The organism is Bradyrhizobium sp. HKCCYLRH1034 (genome assembly GCF_051168375.1).
Lineage (GTDB): Bacteria > Pseudomonadota > Alphaproteobacteria > Rhizobiales > Xanthobacteraceae > Bradyrhizobium.
The window spans coordinates 136436-160000 of the sequence record NZ_JBNPUW010000016.1 but is presented as its reverse complement, the minus strand read 5'-3'; the positions used below and the strand labels follow the sequence as shown (position 1 = coordinate 160000).

Genomic DNA, 23565 nt, shown 5'->3' with positions numbered 1-23565 from the left:
GATCAGGTGATAGGGCTTGTACATCGCCGCATAGCGGCCAGTGGCGTCCGTCTTCAGGCCATATTGGCGGAAGCAGTCCGCGGCGTAGTCGCTCGGCGCCTCCAGCACGACATAGACGCCCCAGCGCAGATCGCGAAACACAGGCCGTCCGTCGCGCTCCAGCGATGACACCACCTCGACCATGCCCGATCGTTCCAGCACGCCGCCGCGGTCGCGCGGGCGCAGGACATGGGGCAGATCATCGACACCGCAGGGGGGAAACAGCAGTCCGTCCGTGGGCACGTCGAGCCCCGTCGCGTTGGCGATCGCGGCCATCTCGATGGCCGACTTGGTGCCGTCGAGGAAGGAATTGAACATCTGCGGATTCATGCCGGCGGACTGTGCTTCGCCGGCCGTCAGCCCGTAATGCTGCCAGACGCCGTCCGGCGTCACGTCGTGATAGGCCGGCAGATATTTCGTGCCCTTGCCGGCCGCGACCACGTGGAAGCCGGTCGCGCGCGCCCAGTCGACGAGCTCGGCCGTCAGCGCCGGCTGGTCGCCATAGGCCAGTGAATAGACAACGCCCGCCTTGCGCGCCTCTTCCGCGAGAAGCGGCCCGGCCAGCACGTCGGCCTCGACATTGACCATCACGATGTGCTTGCCAGCATTGATCGCGGCGCGCGCGTGGCGGATGCCGGCAGCAGGGTTGCCGGTCGCTTCGACAACGACGTCAATGCCGTCACCCGTCGCCTTCGAACCGTCGGGGCTGAAATTCGTGCGCGCGATCAGCTCGGCGCTCCAGCCGACCGTCCGGCAAGCGTCGCGGGCGCGGTCGGGATCGAGGTCGATGATGACGGGGACCTCGAGGCCCGCGACGTGCGGCACCTGCGCCAGGAACATCGAGCCGAACTTGCCGGCGCCGATCAGTGCGACGCGCACAGGCTTGCCGGCGGCGGCGCGGGCTTGGAGGAGGGCGTGGAGGTTCATTGGATAGTCCAGTGTCGATGCTTGCGCGAGCTGGCGTGATTTTCCTGACTCGTCATGGCCGGGCTTGACCCGGCCATCCATCTCTCATGGGGGAGTCGTCCTGTGGATGGATGCCCGGGTCAAGCCCGGGCATGACGCCTCTTTTCGTAGCGCGATTGTCTGCCTCACTCCGCCGCCTCGCGATTTTTCGCGCGGGCGAGCTGCAGCAGCGCGTCATCCGGAAGCATCGCGATCGGGGTGAAGTCGCGATGCGCGATGTACTCCGGCCGCGTCGGGGTGCGGATATGGTTCGAGACGGCGTTGAGCGTGAGGTACACGATCTTGCGCGGGTAAGGCGTGATGTTGCCGGCGGAGCCGTGCACAAGATTGCCGTGGAACATCAGCATGCCGCCGGGCTTTCCGGTCGGCGCGACGATGCCGCCTTCCGCGACCAGCCGCGTCACCGTCGCCTCGTCCAAGGTCCACAACGGATAGGACGTGGTCGCGAGATCATGCGACGCCTCGAGGTCGCCGGCATGCTGGCTGCGCGGCACCAGCATCAAGGGGCCGTTGATCGGCATCACTTCGTCGAGGAAGATCGCGATGTTCATCGCGCGCGGCTCCGGCATGCCGTCGTCGCGCTTCCAGGTGCCGTAGTCCTGGTGCCATTGCCAGACATCACCGGTGAAGGCCGATTTGGCGTTGATCTTGAACTGATGCATGTAGACCTTCTCGCCGAAGATCTGCTCGATCGGCTCGATCATGCGCGGATGCGCCGCGAGCACGCGGAAGGCGTCGTTGTAGAGGTGGGCGGCAAACGCCGTGCGCGGCGCGCCGCTCTTCTCGCGCCAGACCTCGGGACGGTTAGCCGCATAGATCGCCTCGGCCTCGCGGGCGAGAAAGGCGGTCTCCTCGGGGCTGAACAGCTCGGGCAGGAACAGCCAGCCCTCGCGGTTGAAGAATGCGATCTGCTCCGGCGTCAGCTTCATGGCCGTCTCCCTCGCCTTGGTTTCCTCGGATGAGGCGCCCGCTCTTGGCGCCGGGCTGCCCCCGCGCCGTGCTCCCATCCTTTCGGCCTGCCGATGGGCATCACGGTGCTTCCGCTGTCGACATTGGCAGAATCCGGGTGGATCGCAACATTCTCCAAGCCTAATTTGACTGGCAGATGATACGGGGCAGAGCGGCGATGGAGTCCGTCATGTCAGAGCAAAGCTTTGCAATTTTCGAGACCGCGATCGGCCCTTGCGCGATCGCATGGGGAGCGCGCGGCATCAATGCGGTGCAACTGCCGATGGGCGGCGTCGCGCAGATCCGCATCCGGATGCAGCAGCGTTACGAAGGCATCGGCGAAGCCGAGCCGCCGCCGCATGTGCGGCGCACCATCACGCGGATCACGGCGCTGCTTGCCGGAGAGCCGGATGATCTCAGCGATGTCGACCTCGATCTCGACGGCGTCAGCGCGTTCCAGCGCGGCGTCTACGAGATCGCGCGCCGGATCCCGCCGGGCCGAACCCTGACCTATGGCGATATCGCCAAGCAGCTCGGGGGAGTCGAGCTGTCACGCGAGGTCGGCCAGGCGCTCGGGCGCAACCCGTGCCCGATCGTGGTACCCTGCCATCGCGTGCTGGCGGCGGGCAACAAGCCCGGCGGCTTCTCCGCCAATGGCGGTGTCGAGACCAAGCTGAAGATGCTGGCGATCGAAGGCGCCGCGGTGAACCATACGCCGAGCCTGTTCGATTGACGGGCGCGGTGACCGGCGCCGCGCCCGTGTCTCAGACCGCCTCGCAGGCGAAGCCGTTGCCCTTGCGGGTAATGCGGCCGACCGAGGGCGACGGGAAGTGCGCCGTGCAGCACAGCGTCGACGTGTCGCAATAGCGCTCGAGAAAGGCGCGGCGCGTCACCCCGGCCTGAGCCGGGTCGACGTCGAATCTCGGTGACAGCTCGGGAAAGCTGAGCTGCAGCGGCGTGTGGATCAGGTCGCCGGCGAACACCGCATCGTCTCTGCCCCTGCCGACGGCGACTGCGATATGGCCGGGCGTGTGGCCCGGCGTCGGCAGCAGCCGGACATGATCACCGATCGCGAATGCGTCGCCGACGATGTCGGCGCGCCTGGCCTCGACCACCGGCAGCACGCTGTCGGCGAATGGAGGCACCTCGGCCTTGGCATTCTGCGCCACCCAGTAGTCATATTCGCGCTGCGCGAACACGTAGCGCGCATTCGGGAAGGTCGGCACCCAGCGGCCGTTGTCGAGCCGCGTATTCCAGCCGACATGATCGGTGTGCAGATGCGTGCACATCACGACGTCGATGTCGTCGACCGATACGCCCGCGGCCGCAAGCGCAAGCATGTAGCTGTCGTCGGTCTTCATGTTCCAGACCGGCCGCGCGCGCGGCTTGTCGTTGCCGATGCAGCTGTCGATCAGGATGGTGTGGTGAGGCGTCCTCACCACGTAGGACTGAAAGCACAGGATCAGCGTGTCCTGCGCATCGAGGGCACCGGCCGCCTGCAGCGCGCTGCGCTCTGCCGCCAGCATCGCCGGTGTCAGCGCCGGAAACATCTCACGCGCCGGCAGGAACGTGGTTTCCTGCTCGATGATGCGATGAATGGTCGTGTCTGCAACCGAGAACGTCAGCGTCACGGCAGCTCCTGTTCAGGGATCAAGCCGCCGGCGGCACCGAGATCTTCACCGATTCGCGTTCGAGCATCTTGTTGTGGAATGCGTCGAGTGCTGGAAATGCCTTGCGCCAGCCGCAATCGGCGAAGCGGAAATCGGCATAGCCGAGTACGCAGACGAGTCCGATCGCGACGATGTCGAACGGGCGTGTCATCAAGTCGGGCTGCGCATTGAAGCGCGCCATGCCCATCCAGGCCCTGTTCCAATGATCGTCGGACCAGGCCTGCCAGCGTAGGCCCTCGGGCCGCACCATCGCCTCGTAGCGGCATAGCAGCATGGAATCGAGCATGCCTTGCAGCATGGAATGCTCGCTCTTGACCTTCCAGCGCGACGGGCCGGAAGCGGGGATCAGCTTGTTGCCGCCGGCGAGCTCGTCGAGATATTCGACGATCACGTAGGAATCCAGGATCACGTCGCCATTGTCGAGGATCAGCACCGGCAGCTTCTTCAGCGGCGTGATCTTCGAATACTCCTCATTGGCCTGGCCCGGCACCACGGCTGCAGGCACGAATTCGAGCCGGTCGATCAGCCCGAGTTCGATGGCAGCGATGCGCACCTTGCGGGCGAATGGCGAGGCGGGCGAGAAGGTGAGTTTCATCGGAAGTGTCCTCTGGCTGGTCATTCCGGGGCGATGCGAAGCATCGAACCCGGAATCTCGAGATTCCGGGTCTGGCGCTACGCGCCATCCCGGAATGACTCACAAGTCGATATCGCGCCTTACGCCTCGATGATCTCCTGGCGCTGCTCGCCGAGGCGCTCGATGCCGAGCGTGACGACGTCTCCGACATTGAGGAAGGTCGGCGGCTTCATGCCCATGCCGACGCCGGGAGGCGTGCCGGTGGTGACGATGTCGCCGGGCAGGAGCGTCATGAACTGCGAGACGTAGGAGATGCACTTCGCCATCGAGAAGATCATCGTCGCGGTGGTGCCGGTCTGGCGGCGCTGGCCGTTGACGTCGAGCCACATCGACAGGTTCTGCACGTCTGGAATCTCGTCCTTGGTGACGAGCCACGGACCTACGGGACCGAACGTGTCGTGCGACTTGCCCTTGGTCCACTGGCCCAGGCGCTCGATCTGGAAGTTGCGCTCGGAGACGTCGTTGCAGATCGTGTAGCCCGCGATGTGGTTCAACGCCTCGGCCTCTGAGACGTATTTGGCGCGAGTGCCGATGATGGCGGCGATCTCGACTTCCCAGTCGAGCTTGGTCGAGCCGCGCGGCTTCTCGACCTGATCATAGGGACCGCACAGCGCGGTGTTGGCTTTCAGGAAGAAGATCGGCTCGGCCGGGATCGGGTTGCCGGTCTCCTTGGCATGGTCGGAGTAGTTGAGGCCGATCGCCACGAATTTCGAGATGCCGGTGACAGGGGCGCCGAGCCGCGGCTTGCCGGCAACGGCGGGCAGGGAGGCCGGATCGAGCGCGGCGAGCTTCTTCAGCGACTCCGGCGCATAGGCCGCGCCATCGAGGTCCTTCACATGCGCCGACAGGTCGCGCAACTGGCCGGATGCGTCGATCAGGCCCGGCTTTTCCGCGCCCTTCTCGCCGTAGCGAACAAGCTTCATTGGTTTCTCTCCCTCAATTCCCTGGTATTCCAGAGCCCTGTCATGGAGCATGGCGGGAGGAAATTCAACCTTGCGGGCTATGCGTCGCCGCTGCCCTGTAATGCCTCGAAGCGGAAGGCGGCGCCGTCCCGCCGGATATGGCCGGCATGGAAATGGCCGCCGATCACCAGCGTCTCGGTGTCGGCAAAACGCGAGAACAGCGCCCGCCGGGTCGCGATCGCCTGCGCCGGATCGGAATCGACCGTCGAGCTCCAATCGAGACGCGCCATCTGGCAGGGATGGTGGGCGACGTCCCCGGTGAGCACGGCCTGCGCGCCATCCGAGCGGATGTGCAGGCTGACATGACCCGGGCTGTGCCCCGGCGTCGGGATCAGGGTGATCTCGTCGGTGATCACCGCTTCGCTTCCGACGAACTCCGCGCGTCCGGCGGCGACGATCGGCTGCACGGAATCGGCGAAGGTCGCCGTCTCGTCGGCGGCCTCGCTGTGATCGCGCCAATGCTCATATTCGGTGCGGCCGAAAACGTAGCGCGCATTGGAGAAAGTCGGGACCCAGCGGCCGTCGACCAGCCGCGTATTCCAGCCGACATGGTCGACATGGAGGTGGGTGCAGATCACCATGTCGATGCTCTCAGGCGGGAGGCCGGCAGCGCTCATCGTTTCCAGGAACGGTGTCGCGCGGTTGTTCCACATTGGCACGCTGCGGCCCTGCTTGTCGTTGCCGAGCCCGGTGTCGACCACGATCCGCATCGTCGGTGTTTCCAGCACCAGGGTGTGGATCGACATCTTCAGCCGACCTTCATCGGTCGCAAAATCGGGCGTGAGCCAGGACAGCTCGCGGATCGTCTCGGGTGTTGCCTGCGGCAGGATGAAGCGGGTGCCGCCGACGGTCTCCAGCTCGACGAATTTGGTGACCCTGACCCGGCCGATCGTCCAAGACATGCGCGCTTCCTCGTCCTATTCTTGATGCCGGTCACGATGCCGCGCGGCTTGTTCCGGCGCAATGGATCAACTGCCCGGAACAGGCGTTGCTGCAGTCCGTCCATGAGGAGAACGCCATGCCAGAGCTGACGATATCGCCCGAGAAGGTCGCCTTCCTGATCGAAAAGGCGCGCGAGTTCGACGTCAAGGAGCAGGCGACCGATGAGGAATCCGGCTCGAATGCCGTCGATGACGACATGGTCGACGTGCTCCAGGATAGCGGCGATGATCCCGTGGTGCGCGAGATCACCGGCTTCATCAACGCGATGACCGAGGACGAGCAGACCGATCTCGTCGCCTTGATGCGGCTCGGCCGCGGCGACGGCGATATCGACGAGTGGGACGATCTGCGCCGCGAGGCCGCCGGCCAGCGCGACCGCCACACCGCGCGTTATCTGCTGGGCGAGCCGATGCTCGGCGACCTGCTGGCGGAGGGCCTCGATGCGTTCGGCATCGATTGGACCGAAGGCCGCACCACGGCGGATTCGTCGAGCCCAAGCCAGCGCGACGAGGACGAGAAGCGGTAGGTCGTTCGGAAAGGCAGAGTCGCTGTATTCATAGCGCGGATGGCAAACAGAACTCACAGCTTTATTAGTTGGATTCGAATTCCTATTGCGCCGGCACTGCGCTCCCTCGCCCCGCTTGCGGGGAGAGGGTTGGGGTGAGAGGGACTCTCCACAGACACCGCGTTCGCGGAGAGCCCCCCTCACCCCGATTGCATCTCGCGATGCAATCCGACCTCTCCCCGCAAGCGGGGCGAGGTGAAAGCCCGGGATCGGCGTAGCAGGTTTCCGCGCCAGACCGCCCAAGGAAGTCTGTCTTACAGCGTGCCTGGGAAGGCGCCGCCGTCGAGCAGGATGTTCTGGCCGGTGATGTAGCCGGCCTTGGCGCCGCACAGGAAGGCGCAGGCGAGTCCAAATTCCTCGGGATCGCCGAAGCGACCTGCAGGGTTCGTCTTGGCGCGGTCGGCGAGGATCTGCTCCGGCGTGACACCGCGCTTCTCGGCCTCGCCCTTTGCCGTCGAGAGCAGGCGGTCGGTCTCGAACGGCCCCGGCAGCAGCGCATTGATCGTGACGTTGTTGATCACGGTCTTGCGCGACAGGCCGGCGACGAAGCCGGTGAGGCCGGCGCGGGCGCCGTTGGAGAGGCCGAGAATGTCGATCGGCGCCTTCACCGCGGCCGAGGTGATGTTGACGATGCGGCCGAACTTGCGCGCCATCATGCCGTCGACGGTCGCCTTGATCAGCTCGATCGGCGTCAGCATGTTGGCGTCGAGCGCCTTGATCCAGTCGTCGCGGGTCCAGTTGCGGAAATCGCCGGGCGGCGGGCCGCCGGCGTTGTTGATCAGGATGTCCGGATCCGGGCAGGCCTTCAGCACGGCGGCGCGGCCCTCGGGCGTGGTGATGTCGCCCGCCACTTCCGTGACGGTGACGCCAGGATTGGCCGCGCGGATCTCGGCCGCGGTCTTCGCCAGCACTTCGGCGCCGCGCGCCGTGATTGTGACATGTACGCCTTCATTGGCCAGCGCGATGGCGCAGGCGCGGCCCAGGCCCTTGCTGGAGGCGCAGACGATGGCGCGGCGGCCCTTGATCCCGAGATCCACGATTGATCACTCCGATATGTCAGTGAGGCTGGAAGAAAGATGGGCGCATTCTAGCCAACCGAATTGCCGCTGATAAGAGCAGCCGGCCTGTGCCGAATTGCATGGCTCGCTATGACCGGAGAGGCGGCGCCGCCGTGTCCGTCAGATGCGCCGTTCCTGCTTCAGCCGGTCGATCAGGCTTGCGAGCTCCGGAGGCAGCGAGCGGAAGCCTTTTGCGCCTGCGAGCGAGAGCATCGGCCGCAGGCGTGATCCCTCGAGGAAGCGCGGCTGACGCTCGGGGGGAACGATCCTGTCGAACACCAGCACCAGCGTGGTCGCGACCATGCCGGTGCGCACGGCGCCGAGCAGAGCGCCGCCGAGCCGGTCGCCAAAACCGGCCTCGGAACCGATCGCTTCGTCGAGCAGGATGCGGCCGATCTTGCCCAGCGCCATGCCGATGACGACGAAGGCGGCGAAGAACTGCAGCCAGTTCTGTGCCAGCGGAGTGCCGTGCACGTCGCGCAGTTGCGGGCTCATCGCCGCAACCGCGCCCATCGCCAGCGGCATCGCGAGCAGGTAGGCCAGAATCGTGATGGCGCTGCGCAACAGCCCGGTCGAGAAGCCGCTGTAGACGGCAACCATCAGTGCGGCACAAGCGGCGAGGTCGAAAGCGTTCATGGTTGCTCCGCCGCGGTTGTAGGCCGGGCCCGGTAAACGATTCCGGTTTGCGCTGCTTCAAATCGTCTGTATCAATGCGCCGCAACAAATGAGCAATCGTGGGAGGAACCATGTCCGAGCTGTTCGACGTCAGCCGCGAGGTGATCCTGATCACCGGCGCGAGCCAGGGGCTCGGCCGGCAGTTCGCCCGGGTTCTATCGGCACGTGGCGCCGCCGTCGCGCTCGCGGCACGCCAGACCGGCAAGCTCAAGGCGTTGGAGGCGGAGCTCAAGGCAAGGGGTGGTCGCGCCGCCGCGGTCGAGATGGACGTGACGAGCATGGCATCGATCGTCAGGGGCATGGATGCGGCCGAGGCCGCGCTCGGACCCGTGACGGTGCTGATCAACAATGCTGGCATCGCGGTAGAGAAGCTCGCGGTCGAGCAGAGCGAGGCGGATTGGGACGCCGTGATCGGCGCCAATCTGAAGGGCGCCTATTTTGCCGCAACCGAAGCAGCTCGGCGCATGGCCGCGCGCAAGACCGGCGGCAACATCATCAACATTGCCTCGGTGCTCGGCTTCAGCGTCGTCAAGTTCATCTCGCCCTATGCGATCTCCAAGGCCGGCGTGGTGCAGGCGACCAAGGCGCTGGCGCTGGAGCTCGCGGCGAGCGGCATCCGCGTCAACGCACTGGCGCCCGGCTACATCGACACCGACATCAATCACGAGGTCTGGGAGACACCGGCGGGCGAGAAGCTGGTCAAGCGGATTCCGCAGCGGCGCGTCGGCCACGAGAGCGACCTCGACGGCGCGATCCTGCTGCTGGCGTCCAACGCCTCGCGCTACATGACCGGCAGCGTCGTCACGGTGGACGGCGGCTTCCTGCTGACGTGAGGCCCTGCTGATCGGCAGGTTGATTTCCCTCGATGGCGAGCGGTCTCAGCCTTTCAGCTCGCGCTTGATCATGTCGGCGGCCTTCTCGCCGATCATGATGGTCGGCGCATTGGTGTTGCCGCCGATCAGGGTCGGCATGATCGAGGCGTCGACCACGCGCAGGCCGGACATTCCGCGCACCTTCAATTCGGGATCGACCACGGCGAGCGGATCGTCGACGCCCATCTTGCAGGTGCCGACAGGATGGTAGACCGTATCGACGCGGGCGCGCAGGATGGCGCGGATGTCGTCGTCGGTCCTGACATCCGACGTGAACAGGTCGCGCTTGCCGAGGCTGCGCATCGCCGGCGTCTGCATCAGCCGCAGCGTGGTCTTGTAGCCGGCCACCATGGTTTCGAGATCGTCGGCCTCGCCCAGGAAGTTGGGATCGATCAGCGGCGCGGCGAGCGGATCGGCATTCTTCAAGCCGACCATGCCGCGGCTCTTCGGCCTGAGCAGACAGAAATGGCAGGAGAAGCCATTGCCGTGGCGCTTGCGGCCGTGATCGTCGGTGACGGCCATGCCGAAATGCAACTGGATGTCGGGCGCGTCGAGATCAGGCCGCGTCTTCAGGAAGCCGCCGCATTCGGCGAAGTTCGAGGTCAGGACGCCGCGGCGCTCGCGGCGATATTGGCCGATGCCCGCCAGCAGCCGGCGCAGGCCTTTCGGCGACAACGAAGAAAAGTTGGGGTTGTCGGAGGTGTAGGCGAAGATGAAATCCGGATGGTCCTGCAGGTTCTGTCCGACACCCGGCAAATGGTGGACGCCGGCGATGCCGAGCCGCGCCAGGGCGCTCGCGTCGCCGATGCCCGACAGCATCAGCAATTGCGGGGTCTGGAACGCTCCGGAGGCGAGGATCACTTCGCGCCGGCAGCGGATCTCCTTGACCTCCTTGCCCTGGTGATACTTGACGCCGACCGCGCGCTTGCCCTCGAACAGGATCATCGACGCATGCGCCGAGGTCTCGACCCGCAGGTTGCTGCGGCTGCCGCGATGCGGCTGGATGTAGGCCCGTGCCGCGCTCCAGCGCTCGCCATTCTTCTGCGTGACCTGATAGAGCCCGAGCCCCTCCTGCGTGTCGGCATTGAAATCGTCGCGGACCGGAAACTGCGCTTCGCGCGCCGCCTGGAGAAAGATGTCGTGCACGGGATTGTCGGTCCGCAGCCGGCTGACCGGCAGTGGTCCCGATTGGCCGTGATACGCGCCGTTGAACTCGGCGTTGTTCTCGGCGCGCTTGAAGTAGGGCAGCACGTCGTCATACGACCATCCGGTGTTGCCGAGGGAAGCCCAATGATCGTAGTCGGCGCGGTGGCCGCGGATGTAGACCATGGCGTTGATCGCGGAGGAGCCGCCGAGCCCGCGGCCGCGCGGCTGATAGCCGCTGCGCCCGTCCAGGCCCTTTTGCGGCACGGTGGTGAAGGACCAGTTGTTGACGGGCCCCGCGACCATCAGGAACAGCATGTAGGGCGTGGTCACGATCCAGTTGTCGTTGCGTCCCCCGGCGTCGAGCAGCGCGACGGATGTCGCCGGATCTTCCGACAGGCGGCCGGCAACCGTTGCGCCGCCGCTGCCGCCGCCCACGACGATGAAATCGACCTCGTCCGTCACGCATCTCTCCCTGATGTTTGTCTTGCTTGTTGTTCGAATGTCGTTCCGGCGGCGCGCGGCAGGTGGCGAAGTCATTTGCGCTGAGCGTCGAACTCGGAATCGAGAGTTTGGTCTGCACCCGATCGTCTCGGGATTCCTGGGGGCGCGCTCTGCGCCCCGGGAACGACGATTGGCTAGGACAGGAATCGCAGAAGCTTTTCGATCCGCGCGATGCTGGCGCCGTAGGGTGGATAGAGATCCTTCATGCGGTTGAAGGGAGAGCGGTAGAACACCGGCTTCAACTTGCTGAAGCTGTTGAAGCCCCATTCGCCGTGATAATGGCCGATGCCGGAGGCGCCGACGCCGCCCATCGGCTGGTTCATCTGCGCAAAATGCAGAAGGCAGTCGTTGATGGTGACGCCGCCGGAGACGGTGCGCGCCAGCACCGTGTCGCGGGCCGCAGCGTCAGTGCCGAACCAGTACAGCGCGAGCGGCCGGTCGTGGGCGTTGATGTGGCGGATGACGTCGTCGGATTGCCGATAGGTCATGATCGGCAGCAGCGGACCGAAGATCTCCTCCTGCATGACCGCCATGTCCGCGCTCGCGCCGACCACGATCGTCGGTGGAAATTTCCGCAGCTTCTTCCAGGCCGGATCTTCCGGGCTGGTCGTGCTCAGCGTCCTGGCGCCGCGCGCGATCGCATCGCGCAGCAATCCTTCCAGCCTAGCATAGTGCCGCTCGGAGATGATCGACGTGTAGTCGCCATTGGCCGGGTTGGTGCCGAACATCTGCAGCATGTGCCGGTGCAGCTTGCTCGCGAATGCGTCCGCGTGCTGTTCGGGCACGAACACGTAGTCCGGCGCGATGCAGGTCTGGCCGGCGTTGAGCAGCTTGGCATAGGCGATGCGCTCCGCGGCTTCGTCGATGTCGGCGGAGACGTCGACGATGGTCGGTGACTTGCCGCCGAGCTCGAGCGTCACCGGGGTCAGGTTGCGCCCGGCGGCCTCAGCGACGATGCGGCCGACGCGGGTCGAGCCGGTGAAGACCAGATGATCGAACGGCAGCGCGGCAAAGGTCTCCGCGACGCCGTCCTCGATGCCGGTGACGATGAGCTCAGTCGGGTCGAAATTCGCCGCGATGAGCTCCTTGAGCAGCGCGGAGAAGTGCGGCGTCAGCTCGCTCGGCTTGATCATGACCCGGTTGCCGGCGGCGAGCGCGCCGATTGCTGGCGCCAGCGTCAGCTGCAACGGGTAATTCCACGGCGCGATGATGCCGACCACGCCGAGCGGCTGCGGGATCAGGCGGTTGCGCGCCGGCCAGAACTGCAGCGCGGTGGCGATGCGCCGCGGCGCCATCCAGCGCGGCAGCACCTTGAGCGTGTGCCTGATCTCGGCCTGCAGGAACAGCGTTTCGGCAATCGTCGTCTCGACGGCGCAGCGGTGGCCGAAATCGGCCGAGATCGCCTGCTCCAGGCGCTTCTCGTTGTCCGACAGCATCGCTCGCAGCCGCTTCAGGCCGTCCAGCCGTGCCGCGAGAGCGGGCGGGGGCGCATTGCGGGAGGCCTCGACCTGGGCGTGGAACGCGTCGTCGAGCGCCGAGAGGGCTGGGCTCTTCAGGGACTGGTCCATGGACGTCTCCTCGCGTGTACCGCGGCCGCGTGCAGGGCCGTCATTCTGGTTGGCTTAAAGCTGCCGCGTTGCGGGACCCTTGGCAAGCACGGCGTCGGTTTTGTGCCGGCTGGGCGCGAGCGTGGAGCCAATCCATTTGGGGTGTGTGTCGTCGGTCCCTGCCGCCGCCCCCCGAAGAACTTGTCCTTGTCCCCAGCCCGGGCCGTGCCGTGGTCCCGGCCGGCAAATAGGTCGCTCTCATATGTATTTGTAATGTTGAGGTAATTTCTGATGTGAGTCGTGAGAGAGGCGGTGTCACAATCCGGCAAAAAAACTTCCCGAAAGGCCTTTCCAAACCGGCCTCGCATTGGTACATACCGCCCGCACCCGACGGCCGGCTAGGCCAACGGGCTCAAGCCTTCTCAGGAAGCCTTTGGGATGGATCGGCAGCGCCTCGGTGTCTGCCAGGACCGCCCGGCGCTTCTCTGAAGGTGACGCACAAGTTAACGCGGGGTGGAGCAGCCCGGTAGCTCGTCAGGCTCATAACCTGAAGGTCATAGGTTCAAATCCTATCCCCGCAACCACTTCTGTCATAACTCACTCACCGTCCCGGTCTAACCGCTGGGACGGACTCCGGGAATGAGGGATCCCGACGGCCCAGGTTCGGCTGCGCGCAGCCGCTATCTTTGGGGTTCATCGAGAGTGAAGGACAGACGTCCTCTCGACAGAACCTTGCCTTTACTACGAATCGGAGGGGCGGACGTTCGAATCGTTCCCGGCGCGCCATCGACTGCCCTAGGGGAGCGCCAACACCGCTCACCCCCTCTAGAGCGTTGGCCGTCCGAAGTGCCTCCAAGCGGAGGCACAAAACTTGAAAATACAAAGAATTACAGAAAGCCAGCGGCACGCTCGCGGTAGAATTCGGCCGTATCACCCGGACCGATGCCGCCCCGTGCCAGCCAAAGCGTGCAACAAAACGTCCAACAGGACGTCCAACATTTCGTCCAACAGGGGAGGGAATCATTCCTGACTTCCTCACCCGTCGGAATGGTACCTGGCATTCGCTCGGCGCGTGCCGGTCGAGTTTGCGGCACTGGACCCGCGTGGCATCGTCAAGCATTCGACCAGGGTTCGCTGTCTTCTGACCGCACGGGCCGGAGGGCCACGCGCGTTGCCGATCAACTGAACCAGGAACTTGAGAACCATTGGCAGGAGCTTCTTGCCTGCCAGATGGGCATTGCACCGCAGGGATATAACGAGGCCCGTGTCGGGCCCGCTCGCTGGGCTTTTGCGCAAGCTCGATGAGTGGATCAGGCGGCGGTTGCGCGCCATCGTCTGGACCCAATGGAAGCACGGTCGCACTCGCTTCGATGAGCTGCAACGCCGCGGCGTTGGCCGGGAGCTGGCACTCAAGACCGCCGGCAACCCACGTGGCCCTTGGCGGCTCTCGAACAGTGCCGCGCTGACCATGGCTCTGCCGAACGTCTTCTTCGTATCACGCGGCTTGCCTTACGGCACGCTCGTGCAATCAAGTGCCAAGCGTTACAATTTTCCACATAGCACTTTGGCACAAGAACCAGCTGGCCATCGGCAGCCGACGATCACGGAAAACCAATCCTGAAAAAACGTATGACAGCAAAGATGCGCTTCACGAAAACCTTCGGCGCGTGGGCGCCGCTCGACGCCAGATGCAGCCGGAAACCACGCACATCCTCTGGCTCGGCCTGATCGGGAGAGCGGCCGAGCAACGCGGCGAAGTCCTTGACCCTTTGTACGTAGTCATGTTGGGTCTTCGGAGCGAACTTGCGGATCGCCATGTCTTCGATCATGCGCTGGCGCAACGGGCTGATGGCCTGCTTGGTCATTGGGGATGCTCCTGTCTTGAGTGAGGTGTCGAACCCCTCATCTCAAGACAGGACGCCCCGTTGCGCTATCGTCTTGCCTCCGCCGCCAGCCGCGGAGTCCGCGCGAGCGGTTTAGTCCAATGGACCGGGGGCGACGTTCGATCGGGCAAATACGAGGTTCGCTTTCCCGGACGAGCGGGCGCGGCATCGCCGCGCTGGCGGAGTCGCCTGGTGGCCCCATCTTGGACCCTCGGTCATAGCCGGCGATGTCGCTCTCAGGGGACAACCGAACGTGAGTCGTCGCACAGCCGGAAGGTTGCTATTGACCTAAACGGCCTTCCTACAGATAGTCTACGGCCTGTCCCGGCAACACGTATCCATACACTCGGAAGCCATCGTCCGTTTCATCCGCGGGCAGATGGATCTTTTCGAGTGCACTCCGAATCTTTTGACGGTGAGATCGGTCTGTCGCGAAAGAACAGTTCACAGGTCACGAGGTCAGCTCACAGCTTGGGCAAATCAATAAAACCCAACCGGATCGCTTTCACAATGGCTACGAGCCGGCTCCCCGTCTCCAGCTTTTCCATCGCGTTTCTAAGATGAAAATTAACCGTGTTCGTGCTGATTTGCAAAACGATACTAATATCCCACGAGGATTTGCCCTGGGCTGCCCAATGGAGGCAGTCAATTTCCCGTTTCGATAGCTTCAGCGATCGATCACCTGCCATTGTTTGGATAACCCTTCTTTTGACGCTTGGACGAGGAGCCGCGTGTGCGCTCGGCACCTCCGGAACATTGTCCATCGCTCTCCGACTTCGTCATCGCATGTAGAGCGGTTGGTCAATGGCAGACCCTCGGCAAAACCGGACCTCCCATGACCGGCTTCAATGTCAAGCCTCATTATGAGTTGAGTGCATCGCGCGGTTCGCGTTTCGCTCGGTAGCGATCCGCGATCAGAGTTCCGAAGGCTCCAAGGAAGGTGAGCATCCACGGTCCGAGCGGCTTCCCATCGGAAAAATATCCGACAAGCATGCTGCCTGCCGCAGCAGCCAAAAGTTGCAGCGCGCTGAGCAATGCTGCGGCACTACCGGCGCTCGACGCGTGCTGGGCCAAAGCGCCGACGCTCGCGTTCGGGAATATCACCCCAGTGCATAGCATAACAATTCCGACAGCTAATACGGTAAGCGCGCCAGACTGGGGCTGCAAAAAAGCGACCAAGGGAAGTCCGATCGAGACCAACAGCATTGTAGCCGAAGCGACCCCAAGCACGGCATCTCCGCCGAACCGATGGAATAGATGGGCGTTAATCTGGGCAGAAAGAATATAGCAGACGGACCATATCGCGTACGCGACCGAATACAACCAGGACGAATATCCATAGAACTCGATAAGAATAGCGGGTGAACTCGTGATGTACGCGTATAGTGTGAACATAGCAAAACAACTCATGACGACATTCGTCACGAAGCCGGGCTCGCCTAAGATCCGCAAGTTCAACGCAAGAACGTGCGCCGGCATAACCGTCATGCGCATTTGTTGTGGCAGCGTCTCGGGAACAAACGCAGAGGCAACTGCGCAAGATATTAGTCCATACCCTGTGCAAAACCAAAAAATCGCCCTCCATCCAAATTCATTAAGCAGGAGCGAACCGCCGATTGGCGCTACAATGGGGCCGACGCCCATTACCAGTATCAGTTTGGCGAGCAGATGTCTTGCGACTTGACCGGTCGCGATGTCACGGACCATCGCACGCGGTATGACCGTAGGTGCCGAGCATCCAAGCGCAGCGAAAAAACGCAGCGCGGCCAGCGATTCGATATCGGTGGCCAAAGCACAACCGGCAGAGGCCGCAGTGTAGACGAGAATGCCGCAGATTAAAGGGGTGCGGCGCCCAAACCCATCGGATAGCACGCCTTGGATAGCTTGACCGAGGGCCAAGCCAATAAACCACGCGGCAAGGGTAATTTGAGCGCTGCCCTTCGGGGCGGCGAACGTGGTTTCGATCGCCGGAAAGGCGGGCAGATACATGACGGTTGACACTGAGCTGATCGAAATCAGAACGCCCAGGATAGTCGGTAGGAGAGGAGACGTTTTCACCGTCATGTTCTCGAAAGTTGGATTGGACTTTGAGGCTAGGCTGCGTCGACTTGCGCCGGTCGCCCTAACGTGCTCGCGACGACCTCACGCAGCGTATCGATCGCAAACGACAGATCCGTAGAGGAAATCGTTAAAGGCGGCAGCAGTTTCACGACATGGTCGTGGACGCCACAGGTCTCGGCGATTACGCCATTCTCAAACAAACGTTTAGAGATCTGATCGGCAAGAGCAACGGACCGGAATGACAAACCCGTGATAAGTCCTCGGCCAACCACGCTTGCCTCGCCGTCCGTAGAGTCAGCAATCGCGGTCAGTTCCCTTGTCAACACATTTGCGTGCTCCTGAACCGATCTCGCGAAGTCACCGTTCGTCCAGTAACATCGGATAGCAGCCGTTGCGCCGACAAACGCAAGATTATTTCCGCGGAAGGTTCCATTGTGCTCACCCGGCGACCAAATGTCGAGGTCAGGGCGGATCAATACTACGGATAGCGGCGCTCCGAGGCCGCTCAGCGATTTGGAAAGTACGACCATATCTGGCTGAACCGCGCTACCCTCGAAGCTAAAGAACGATCCGGTCCGCCCACAACCAGCTTGAATGTCGTCGACGATAAGCAACGCTCCGATCTCCCGGCAGAGCCCAGCGATTCTCTCGATCCAAGACATGCGTGCGGCAGCGAGACCACCTTCGCCCTGTACCAGTTCAACGATCACCGCTGCCGGTCGATCAATTCCAGAGCCTGGCGATGTGAGCATCGCTTCGATGTAATCGCAAACGTCGACTGACGGACCGAAATAACCGTCGTACGGAAGGAACGTAACATTTGTAAGTGCGACGCCGGCACCCGCCCTCTTGACGGGATTCGATGTCAAAGCGAGCGCGCCAAGACTCATCCCATGATAGCCGTTTGTGAACGCCACGACATTGGTACGACCAGTGATCTTGCGCGCCAATTTCAATGCCGCTTCAACAGCATTAGTTCCGGTCGGACCTGTAAACTGAATTTTGTACGTAAGTCCGCGTGGAGCGAGGATGCTATCTGAAAAAGCCTGCAAGAATTCGGCCTTCGCTACCGTATGAAGATCTAGCGATTGAACGATGCCGCTTCCATTGAGATACTCGATCACCGGCGCGACGATAAGAGGGTTGTTGTGCCCATAGTTCAAACTTCCAGCACCTGCAAGAAGGTCGAGGTACTTTCGGCCATCTGTGTCCACCATCCAGGCGCCGCTTGCGGACGAAAAGGTAACCGGGAAATGTCTGCAATAGGATCGCACGTTAGATTCCGCGCAGTCGAATATTGTCGTATACATTGCTTAGTCCCTCTCGTTTAAGACGCACTAGGGCAACCTAGGAAGCTGGATGATTGCGCTCCTGGAGCAGCGAGGCCGACCCGAAGCCGCTATGAGTGCGCAGTCGCTCTAGCATTTCGTCGCGGCTTGACCACATCAGATAAAACGGTTCACCCGGAAATGAGGCTGGTGCAGGCGCGACGATGCAAGGAGCGATATGCGAGAAGGCGTTGCTGCCGAGCGGGAGCGTTGATCGCGCAACCCTCTCAAAGCATGTCGCGCAAAGCCATTCGACCCCGAAGTGCTTGATTGAGAGCAAGCGAGTCATCCGTCCGACGCACGCATTGATTCCCTCCTGTCGGAGTTCGGGCGCGACGAAGGCGGCCCCACAATACGCGACTTTGCCGGCCATGAAGGGGAACTCCGGCGTGAGCAATTCTTCCGCAAACGGCGCCAATCGCGGAGCGAGATCCCAAAAGACCTTTCCCACAGCCAGGTCGTAGCGAAAATCGTGGCTATCGATCAACTTGATGGCTGCTGTCGCAACGCAATGGCCCGATCTGCGCGCGATCGCCCAAAAACTATTTGCTGGCGTAAGGTAGCTGTGTTCTGGATCGTACGTGCTGAGAACTACCTCGCCGGAGAGCTCATAGTAGGCAGCCGCAAAAACGGCGAAATCGCTACCGACTTCGAATGTAAGGCCCAGGCCGGCGAGATAGGCGTGCCCTCGACGAACATAATCATTAATGAAGAGCAGCCAATCGGGAACTGGGTAAGAGCGCATGTGTGTGTACCTTATCGTCTCGCGGTGTTCATTGTGCCTCAACTGAGTTTTCGCTGACCAGGCGCCGAATGCGAACTTTTCCGGTATTGGTCGATGGCAGCGTATCGGCATAAACGTAGCGGGCTGGGTACACGTGAGCTCCAAATAGTCGTGTGACCGTCCGACCAATCGTACGCTCATGCTCTGCTCGCATGGCAGGGGAAACGCTACGTGCGAGCGTGATCAAGTAGAAGGTATGCCCACGGACGACGTCCGGCTCGATCACAATTGTCATTGGCCTGTCTGGAAACACCATTTCAAGCTCGGTCGCGAGGAGTCCGAGACGAACGTTAACGCCGTTGACTTTCACCAGATCGTCTCGACGGCCATTGAGCCGGATCTGTCGCCCCGGATGAATTTCTACGTCATCTTCGATGGTGATGCCGTCGAGATTGGGGCCAAGCTCTCCGCTTGGTGAAGCTGTTGCGCAGCGTGGGCTCAATACACGGAGCCGTCCCTCAAGGTCTGGACCGAGCAGAGTGGTGTCGGAACACAGCTGCCAAAAGCTCGCGTCGTCGCGCGCCGATTGTCGATATGCAATTGCGCCAGTTTCCGTCGATCCGAAGATTTCGCGGAGGGCGTAAGAGGACGGGCGGCCAAAGTTCGGCATGTCCCGAGCAACTCGCGGGACCGGGCCAGCAGAATGGAGGATTGTCGTCGATGGATCGTCCAGAACCCCGGTGCGCATCAACATCTGCCAAGTCGAGGGGAGGCTAAGAATAATTCGTCTCCCGGACGATGGAACGCGGAGGATTTCACCTCCCTGAAGCTGGGGGCAATAGGTCAGGCGAGCGCGCTTGTTGCGCGCGAGTGCGATCCCGCACAAGAAGCCGAAGGCGTGGTTTACAGGAGCGAATGAAACCACTTCATCGACTTGCTCGAGTGCGAAAGCCTGCACAATGCAGTTCGCTTCAAGTTCGACCTGCAGCATCGATCGCCACGCTACCTTTGCCGTCCCAGTCGTCCCTGAGGAGCGTAGACCGATACTTGCACAGAGGGGGATAGTCTGGCGAAGCTGGCTAGCCCGCCAAAAATCGATCGACCAGGGGGCGCATGTGAGCGAGCGATCGAGTTCGCTGCGCACCATGCATCGCTCGTCTGATTTAGAATCGAATAGCAGAGCCTGCAGCTCCGGCCAGGACAATTCCTTGGCCGCTGGTCGGGTGGTCGTATCCATCGCGTCCACGTTCGCGCCTCCTCGGCATTCACTCCGCAGCACCTGACACGTGCTTAACGCTCAACTTTCGTTCGACCAATTGGGCTGCCCGTCGAACAGTCGAAAGATTAAAGGAGAGATCGTCAACACCAAAATCGATCTCGATTCCGAATAGTTCTTCAAGGAGTGAGACCATTTCCATAGCTTTCAGGCTGTCGAAGTTCAGTCCAGGAATGCTTGGAAGGGGCGTGTCGATCTGAGCGAGTTTCAGCTCGAACGGAAATAGTTCGCGCGAAGCGGCTAAGATCTTGTCAACAGTCGTCTCGCCCGGCATTGCGCCCCTCCTTTACTGCGCGATCGCGCATTTCGGCCAATATGACATTCCAATGATCGAACGGATCAACCGGGATCAGTCGTATGAAGAGGCGGTCGTGCGGGAATACGTCTTTCGACGCACTGAGCACACCCTCAACAATCTTGTCACGCCAGGAGCGCTCACGTGTTTGGTCTACCTCGATAGCAATAAACGCGACGGAGGCCAGCGATTTCACATTCGAGCGGGCGAGCGGGGCGGGTCCAGAGAATACGGCACTCGGATCAATGACCAGCCAGCGAGTAAGTACGTGCCTGACATCGACTCCCAGCCGTCCGAAGGTGACCGTGACGCGTCGACAGAAGCGGCCCCGCATAGTGGGGTCTTTGAGGTCGGAGTGGATCGTTAAGGTGGGCATGGCTCAAGCGGTCAACGCGAGAACAGGAAGCGAGAACGCGGGATCATCAGCCTTACGCTTCAAAAGCGTAAATAGCGCTACCGCTAATGGATCCTGGCCGCTTTGCTGTAGCGGCGTCCATCCGATCTCACCGGTCTTGGAAACGAGTTTCGCAAGAAAACGGTCCAGCGAAGATGATGACATAGGGAGGCGATCGTTCTGGCCATAGGCAAGCAACGCTTGGTAGGTCGCATAAAGGCTTGGCAGAGAGGCTCTTGTTTCTCGGAAACCGGACATGATAGACAGTTCGCCGAGACAATTGGCGGTCTTCTCGGCCAAATCTCGTTGGCCAAGGCTGTGCAGTATATAGCTAGCCTGGGCAGTCGCACTTCCGCTTGATAAGCCGCGGGGTGTAGCGGCGGCGCCGTCCGGGCGCAAGCATCGCATAACAAAGCCGGTAAGAGAGCGATGATCGATTTCGTTGTTGGCGTCCCTTCCAAGCGAGGTAAGGATGGCAACCGCGGACATCGATGACGTCATATCAGATCCTCGCCCCACCCAATACCCGAAGCCGCCATCTGGGTTTTGCAACTCTCTAATCCATTCGACCAGCCTTCCTTCCTCGCGGAGCCGCCGGCCCGCCAGGCGGAGGGCCGACACGGCCCATAGTGAACAGCGCACCTCTGCGCCGCGCCCCGGCATATACATTACGCCGCCTTCCCATGGGGTATGTGCCGTTTGGAGCCATTCGCACAGCGTCTCGATAGAGGGATGTCGGGGGGAATTGATGCAGGCGATCATCACTGCCGATGCGGTCGTCAGTGCGTCGCTGGCAAGCGCGATTGGGCGATAGTTGAGCCCTCCCGACGGGACGCTTGTCCGTATAACACTTCGGCGTACGACATCCGCTTGGGCCGCCTCCAGCTTCGAGTCGAGCGCCGCGAGTGCTCCGACAGCCGAAAAGTTTGCCCATACATCGGACTGAGCGCTGCCCTCCCAACGAGTAAACCCCTCCGGCGTCAGTTGGCCGAGTATCCACTCGCGGCACGCTTCCGGCTCGGCTGGAGACCATCCCAGAGCTCGAAGAGCGCTTGTGGCCCGAAACGTCGCCCACATGCATGGCGCTGCGTTCGCATGAAAGCAAAACGCGCCGGTTTCCGCCTGTCTGCTCTGCATCCACTTTAGAAGTTCGTGCCCTTGCCAGGGCAGATCCGGACGCTGTTGGAGAGCTTTAAGAGCGTTAACGGCGTAGTAGACCGCCCTTACATCCGATTGTCGGTGGCCTGGACACCAAGTAAGGCCACCGTCTGGCAATTGAAGCGAGCGCAGCCAAGTTAAGAGCTCGGCCTGGGCGGGAATCTTCGCCCGCACGATTTCGTGGAAAAGACGCGCGGCGTAGTAAGTCGCCCATACGTCCGGCTCCTGCCCGGCGATCATTGCAAAGCCGCCGTTGCCGTGTTGGAGGCGAGCCAGCCAGTCGGCCATTCTTGGAATTTCGGGCACGGGCGCGCCCAAGTCCGTCAATGCTTGGCTGCAGTAGTATGTGGCCCACACGTCTGATATCAGTCCCCGTTGCCACGCGAAGCCTCCATCGCGATTTCGTCGTGACAAGAGGTAATGTATCGTTCCGCTGCGCTCGGGCTCGGGCAGCGTGTACTCCAACCACCTCAGGGTTCTCACACCAGCGTAGGTGGCCCAAAGGTCTGCCCCGCCAGTGCCCGCCCCGCCGTCCCGCAACAGATGCAACGAGCCTGACAGGCGCTCGATGGACGGGTCGAGGCTAAGCTGCGACGGCATTGGAGCGCTTCCAGCTCTTTAGCGACGCCCCACTCTTTGTCGTGATGGGAAGCTGAGCTACAATCTCGAGTTCAAAATTCAGTCCATGATCGCGAAATGATCTGGCCGCATTTTTCGAGAGCTCGTCTAGTCTGTCGCTATAGTCCGGGTCGTGTTCCAGAATGATGCCGACAACTTCGTTATTCCGAACCTTTAGTAGGTATCCAGTGACTCCTTTGGTATTGTAGACCATGCTATCGACCTCGGCTGTGAGGTAATTGCGGCTACCAATTCCGAGCGTCTCTTCTTCGCGCCCTAGAATCTCGAGGTATTTTCTCGAGCTGCTCGTGTCACCTAGTATCTTGACTCTGTCGCCTGTGTCGAAGCGCAGCAGCGGCCTTGCGAATGCATTCAACGTAGTGATGACCAGTTGACCGCAATCCCCTGGCTCGGCAGGCTTGATTCCTTCTGGTGTCGATATCTCACAGATATATGCATATTCCAGAAGCCGGAGAGAGTTGTCGCTGCCTGTTGCGGCAATCGTTCCTGTCTCGGTCGACCCGTAGCTCGCAACGTAGACGTCGGCGTCCCACTCGGACGCCAGCATCTGCCGCAATTCCCGGCAGACGACCTCGCCGGAAAGCATGATGGTGTTTACCGAGGCGGCGCAAGAGCGAAAGGTTCCTCGGATCTTGAATACACGCATCATCTGGATCAGCGTGCCGGGTGATGCAAATACTACCGTGGGCTGAAAGCGACTGCAGAGCGCTTCAATCCGATCCCAGGAAACAATGCCTTGGGTGAAGGGAAAGCATCTCGCGACGCAAGCACTTGCCATTTCGCATACGCCGACGATTAGATCGCCGATAGGTGCGATATCGGACGGCAGCAAGGTCAAGCAGCGGTCATTCGGCCGAATGACCTCTCCCCATTGTAGAAACACACTTCCGTAATTCCAGGCGATATCTTCTGCCGTTCTGCGTGTCGGCGTTGCCGTTCCTGTTGTTCCAGTCGATTCATAGTACTTGACTGCTTGTTCGATAAGGCTGCTCTCGAAATCATCGGGACGCGCCTTCAAGGCAGCTTTAGAAGTAACATCGAGTTGTTGAAAGGCGCCGACGCTAAAGCGGCCCAGATGTGAGTATGCCCGCGACGACTTCGCGATATCCCAAACCCGCGCGAGCTTTCTTTCCTGATACGCGCGGAGCAGTGGAGGACATTCGCTTTGCCAAACGCTTCGCATCTCGGCAAGTGCATTGTTGGCCTCCGACGAGGCGCTCGTCGCTTCAATATTCATCGGAAACTCCGTGGATAGGCCGACAGTGTGACGTCGAGCGGCGAT

The 23565-nt window shown here is 61.9% G+C and carries 24 protein-coding genes and 1 tRNA gene (1 of these 25 running past the window's edge); 5 read left to right on the top strand and 20 right to left on the bottom strand.

Annotated elements, in window-relative coordinates; genetic code table 11:
- Both ACQR0W_RS29580 and ACQR0W_RS29575 read right to left on the bottom strand, forming a co-directional pair.
- Positions 1 to 966, bottom strand: partial view of an NAD(P)H-dependent oxidoreductase gene (locus tag ACQR0W_RS29580; protein ID WP_316171776.1) — the 5' portion only. The gene continues 342 nt to the left of window position 1, outside the view; the window shows 966 of its 1308 coding nt (coding positions 1–966); the start codon lies at positions 964 to 966; its stop codon lies off the left edge, out of view.
- A 164-nt stretch (positions 967 to 1130) separates the two neighbouring features.
- Positions 1131 to 1934 (bottom strand): phytanoyl-CoA dioxygenase family protein, encoded by an 804-nt coding sequence (locus ACQR0W_RS29575; protein ID WP_316166775.1) that lies wholly within the window; start codon positions 1932 to 1934, stop codon positions 1131 to 1133.
- A 209-nt stretch (positions 1935 to 2143) separates the two neighbouring features.
- Here ACQR0W_RS29575 and ACQR0W_RS29570 point away from each other — a divergent pair, with 209 nt between their 5' ends.
- Positions 2144 to 2686: a methylated-DNA--[protein]-cysteine S-methyltransferase gene (locus ACQR0W_RS29570; RefSeq protein WP_315753793.1), complete on the top strand. Its 543-nt coding sequence runs from the start codon at positions 2144 to 2146 to the stop codon at positions 2684 to 2686.
- Positions 2687 to 2717: 31 nt separating this feature from the next.
- Here the strand turns inward: ACQR0W_RS29570 and ACQR0W_RS29565 are convergent, their stop codons facing one another.
- The 4 genes from ACQR0W_RS29565 to ACQR0W_RS29550 form a co-directional block, all read right to left on the bottom strand.
- Positions 2718 to 3584, bottom strand: coding sequence for an MBL fold metallo-hydrolase (locus ACQR0W_RS29565; protein WP_434840903.1), 867 nt, complete (start codon positions 3582 to 3584; stop codon positions 2718 to 2720).
- 19 nt (positions 3585 to 3603) lie between these two features.
- A complete protein-coding gene (locus ACQR0W_RS29560) occupies positions 3604 to 4218 on the bottom strand; it encodes a glutathione S-transferase family protein (RefSeq protein WP_315753790.1) in 615 nt (204 codons plus the stop codon).
- Positions 4219 to 4337: 119 nt separating this feature from the next.
- On the bottom strand, positions 4338 to 5180 hold the full coding sequence (locus ACQR0W_RS29555; protein WP_315718081.1) for a fumarylacetoacetate hydrolase family protein: 843 nt from the start codon (positions 5178 to 5180) through the stop codon (positions 4338 to 4340).
- Between the two features lie 77 nt (positions 5181 to 5257).
- On the bottom strand, positions 5258 to 6121 hold the full coding sequence (locus ACQR0W_RS29550; protein WP_315753788.1) for an MBL fold metallo-hydrolase: 864 nt from the start codon (positions 6119 to 6121) through the stop codon (positions 5258 to 5260).
- A 116-nt stretch (positions 6122 to 6237) separates the two neighbouring features.
- On the opposite strand from ACQR0W_RS29550, the gene ACQR0W_RS29545 reads away from it, so the two are divergent.
- Positions 6238 to 6687 (top strand): DUF3775 domain-containing protein, encoded by a 450-nt coding sequence (locus ACQR0W_RS29545; protein WP_315718078.1) that lies wholly within the window; start codon positions 6238 to 6240, stop codon positions 6685 to 6687.
- A gap of 293 nt (positions 6688 to 6980) precedes the next feature.
- Here the strand turns inward: ACQR0W_RS29545 and ACQR0W_RS29540 are convergent, their stop codons facing one another.
- Entirely contained in the window at positions 6981 to 7763 is a 783-nt protein-coding gene (locus ACQR0W_RS29540) for an SDR family oxidoreductase (RefSeq protein ID WP_315753786.1), read from the bottom strand.
- Between the two features lie 141 nt (positions 7764 to 7904).
- A complete protein-coding gene (locus tag ACQR0W_RS29535; RefSeq protein ID WP_315718075.1) occupies positions 7905 to 8420 on the bottom strand; it encodes a CvpA family protein in 516 nt (171 codons plus the stop codon).
- Between the two features lie 110 nt (positions 8421 to 8530).
- On the opposite strand from ACQR0W_RS29535, the gene ACQR0W_RS29530 reads away from it, so the two are divergent.
- Positions 8531 to 9292, top strand: a complete 762-nt coding sequence (locus ACQR0W_RS29530) for an SDR family NAD(P)-dependent oxidoreductase (RefSeq protein ID WP_315718074.1) — start codon at positions 8531 to 8533, stop codon at positions 9290 to 9292.
- A gap of 45 nt (positions 9293 to 9337) precedes the next feature.
- Here the strand turns inward: ACQR0W_RS29530 and ACQR0W_RS29525 are convergent, their stop codons facing one another.
- Entirely contained in the window at positions 9338 to 10939 is a 1602-nt protein-coding gene (locus ACQR0W_RS29525) for a GMC family oxidoreductase (protein ID WP_316171772.1), read from the bottom strand.
- Positions 10940 to 11112: 173 nt separating this feature from the next.
- Entirely contained in the window at positions 11113 to 12546 is a 1434-nt protein-coding gene (locus ACQR0W_RS29520) for a coniferyl aldehyde dehydrogenase (RefSeq protein ID WP_316171771.1), read from the bottom strand.
- Between the two features lie 486 nt (positions 12547 to 13032).
- Between ACQR0W_RS29520 and ACQR0W_RS29515 the strand changes: the two genes are divergently transcribed.
- Positions 13033 to 13109, top strand: a tRNA-Met gene (locus tag ACQR0W_RS29515).
- A gap of 680 nt (positions 13110 to 13789) precedes the next feature.
- A complete protein-coding gene (locus ACQR0W_RS29510; RefSeq protein ID WP_315718070.1) occupies positions 13790 to 14146 on the top strand; it encodes a group II intron maturase-specific domain-containing protein in 357 nt (118 codons plus the stop codon).
- On the opposite strand, the gene ACQR0W_RS29505 is transcribed toward ACQR0W_RS29510, so the two are convergent.
- The 10 genes from ACQR0W_RS29505 to ACQR0W_RS29460 form a co-directional block, all read right to left on the bottom strand.
- The gene (locus ACQR0W_RS29505; protein ID WP_315769830.1) at positions 14127 to 14390 is read right to left on the bottom strand and encodes a phage integrase N-terminal SAM-like domain-containing protein; all 264 of its coding nucleotides are present in this window, start codon (positions 14388 to 14390) and stop codon (positions 14127 to 14129) included. The two genes, ACQR0W_RS29510 and ACQR0W_RS29505, sit on opposite strands and share 20 nt — an antisense overlap.
- A 482-nt stretch (positions 14391 to 14872) precedes the next feature.
- Positions 14873 to 15172 (bottom strand): helix-turn-helix domain-containing protein, encoded by a 300-nt coding sequence (locus tag ACQR0W_RS29500; RefSeq protein WP_315718612.1) that lies wholly within the window; start codon positions 15170 to 15172, stop codon positions 14873 to 14875.
- A gap of 97 nt (positions 15173 to 15269) precedes the next feature.
- Entirely contained in the window at positions 15270 to 16472 is a 1203-nt protein-coding gene (locus ACQR0W_RS29495) for a Bcr/CflA family efflux MFS transporter (protein WP_315718613.1), read from the bottom strand.
- 29 nt (positions 16473 to 16501) lie between these two features.
- Entirely contained in the window at positions 16502 to 17779 is a 1278-nt protein-coding gene (gene ectB, locus ACQR0W_RS29490; RefSeq protein WP_315718614.1) for a diaminobutyrate--2-oxoglutarate transaminase, read from the bottom strand.
- A gap of 37 nt (positions 17780 to 17816) precedes the next feature.
- Positions 17817 to 18542, bottom strand: a complete 726-nt coding sequence (locus ACQR0W_RS29485) for a hypothetical protein (protein WP_315718615.1) — start codon at positions 18540 to 18542, stop codon at positions 17817 to 17819.
- Between the two features lie 28 nt (positions 18543 to 18570).
- The gene (locus ACQR0W_RS29480) at positions 18571 to 19668 is read right to left on the bottom strand and encodes an AMP-binding protein (protein WP_434888678.1); all 1098 of its coding nucleotides are present in this window, start codon (positions 19666 to 19668) and stop codon (positions 18571 to 18573) included.
- A 118-nt stretch (positions 19669 to 19786) separates the two neighbouring features.
- Complete coding sequence (locus ACQR0W_RS29475; RefSeq protein ID WP_315718616.1) at positions 19787 to 20071, bottom strand: acyl carrier protein; 285 nt, start codon at positions 20069 to 20071, stop codon at positions 19787 to 19789.
- Positions 20049 to 20468: a hypothetical protein gene (locus tag ACQR0W_RS29470; protein WP_315718617.1), complete on the bottom strand. Its 420-nt coding sequence runs from the start codon at positions 20466 to 20468 to the stop codon at positions 20049 to 20051. The genes ACQR0W_RS29475 and ACQR0W_RS29470 overlap by 23 nt, the downstream gene beginning before the upstream one ends.
- Positions 20469 to 20471: 3 nt before the next feature.
- Positions 20472 to 22244: a prenyltransferase/squalene oxidase repeat-containing protein gene (locus tag ACQR0W_RS29465; protein WP_434840902.1), complete on the bottom strand. Its 1773-nt coding sequence runs from the start codon at positions 22242 to 22244 to the stop codon at positions 20472 to 20474.
- Complete coding sequence (locus ACQR0W_RS29460; RefSeq protein WP_315718619.1) at positions 22228 to 23520, bottom strand: phenylacetate--CoA ligase family protein; 1293 nt, start codon at positions 23518 to 23520, stop codon at positions 22228 to 22230. Before ACQR0W_RS29460 ends, ACQR0W_RS29465 begins: the two co-directional genes overlap by 17 nt.
- Between the last annotated feature and the right edge of the window lie 45 nt (positions 23521 to 23565).

Excerpts from the sequence above, each read along its gene's own strand:
- ACQR0W_RS29550 (WP_315753788.1), bottom strand. The coding sequence starts at position 6,121 with ATGTCTTGGACGATCGGCCGGGTCAGGGTCACCAAATTCGTCGAGCTG.
- ACQR0W_RS29505 (WP_315769830.1), bottom strand. The coding sequence starts at position 14,390 with ATGACCAAGCAGGCCATCAGCCCGTTGCGCCAGCGCATGATCGAAGAC.
- ACQR0W_RS29485 (WP_315718615.1), bottom strand. The coding sequence starts at position 18,542 with ATGCGCTCTTACCCAGTTCCCGATTGGCTGCTCTTCATTAATGATTAT.
- ACQR0W_RS29495 (WP_315718613.1), bottom strand. The coding sequence starts at position 16,472 with ATGACGGTGAAAACGTCTCCTCTCCTACCGACTATCCTGGGCGTTCTG.
- ACQR0W_RS29570 (WP_315753793.1), top strand. The coding sequence starts at position 2,144 with ATGTCAGAGCAAAGCTTTGCAATTTTCGAGACCGCGATCGGCCCTTGC.
- ACQR0W_RS29470 (WP_315718617.1), bottom strand. The coding sequence starts at position 20,468 with ATGCCCACCTTAACGATCCACTCCGACCTCAAAGACCCCACTATGCGG.
- ACQR0W_RS29500 (WP_315718612.1), bottom strand. The coding sequence starts at position 15,172 with ATGGACAATGTTCCGGAGGTGCCGAGCGCACACGCGGCTCCTCGTCCA.
- ACQR0W_RS29475 (WP_315718616.1), bottom strand. The coding sequence starts at position 20,071 with ATGCCGGGCGAGACGACTGTTGACAAGATCTTAGCCGCTTCGCGCGAA.
- ectB (WP_315718614.1), bottom strand. The coding sequence starts at position 17,779 with ATGTATACGACAATATTCGACTGCGCGGAATCTAACGTGCGATCCTAT.
- ACQR0W_RS29555 (WP_315718081.1), bottom strand. The coding sequence starts at position 5,180 with ATGAAGCTTGTTCGCTACGGCGAGAAGGGCGCGGAAAAGCCGGGCCTG.
- ACQR0W_RS29535 (WP_315718075.1), bottom strand. The coding sequence starts at position 8,420 with ATGAACGCTTTCGACCTCGCCGCTTGTGCCGCACTGATGGTTGCCGTC.
- ACQR0W_RS29545 (WP_315718078.1), top strand. The coding sequence starts at position 6,238 with ATGCCAGAGCTGACGATATCGCCCGAGAAGGTCGCCTTCCTGATCGAA.
- ACQR0W_RS29575 (WP_316166775.1), bottom strand. The coding sequence starts at position 1,934 with ATGAAGCTGACGCCGGAGCAGATCGCATTCTTCAACCGCGAGGGCTGG.
- ACQR0W_RS29520 (WP_316171771.1), bottom strand. The coding sequence starts at position 12,546 with ATGGACCAGTCCCTGAAGAGCCCAGCCCTCTCGGCGCTCGACGACGCG.
- ACQR0W_RS29465 (WP_434840902.1), bottom strand. The coding sequence starts at position 22,244 with ATGCCGTCGCAGCTTAGCCTCGACCCGTCCATCGAGCGCCTGTCAGGC.
- ACQR0W_RS29480 (WP_434888678.1), bottom strand. The coding sequence starts at position 19,668 with ATGGTGCGCAGCGAACTCGATCGCTCGCTCACATGCGCCCCCTGGTCG.
- ACQR0W_RS29560 (WP_315753790.1), bottom strand. The coding sequence starts at position 4,218 with ATGAAACTCACCTTCTCGCCCGCCTCGCCATTCGCCCGCAAGGTGCGC.
- ACQR0W_RS29460 (WP_315718619.1), bottom strand. The coding sequence starts at position 23,520 with ATGAATATTGAAGCGACGAGCGCCTCGTCGGAGGCCAACAATGCACTT.
- ACQR0W_RS29530 (WP_315718074.1), top strand. The coding sequence starts at position 8,531 with ATGTCCGAGCTGTTCGACGTCAGCCGCGAGGTGATCCTGATCACCGGC.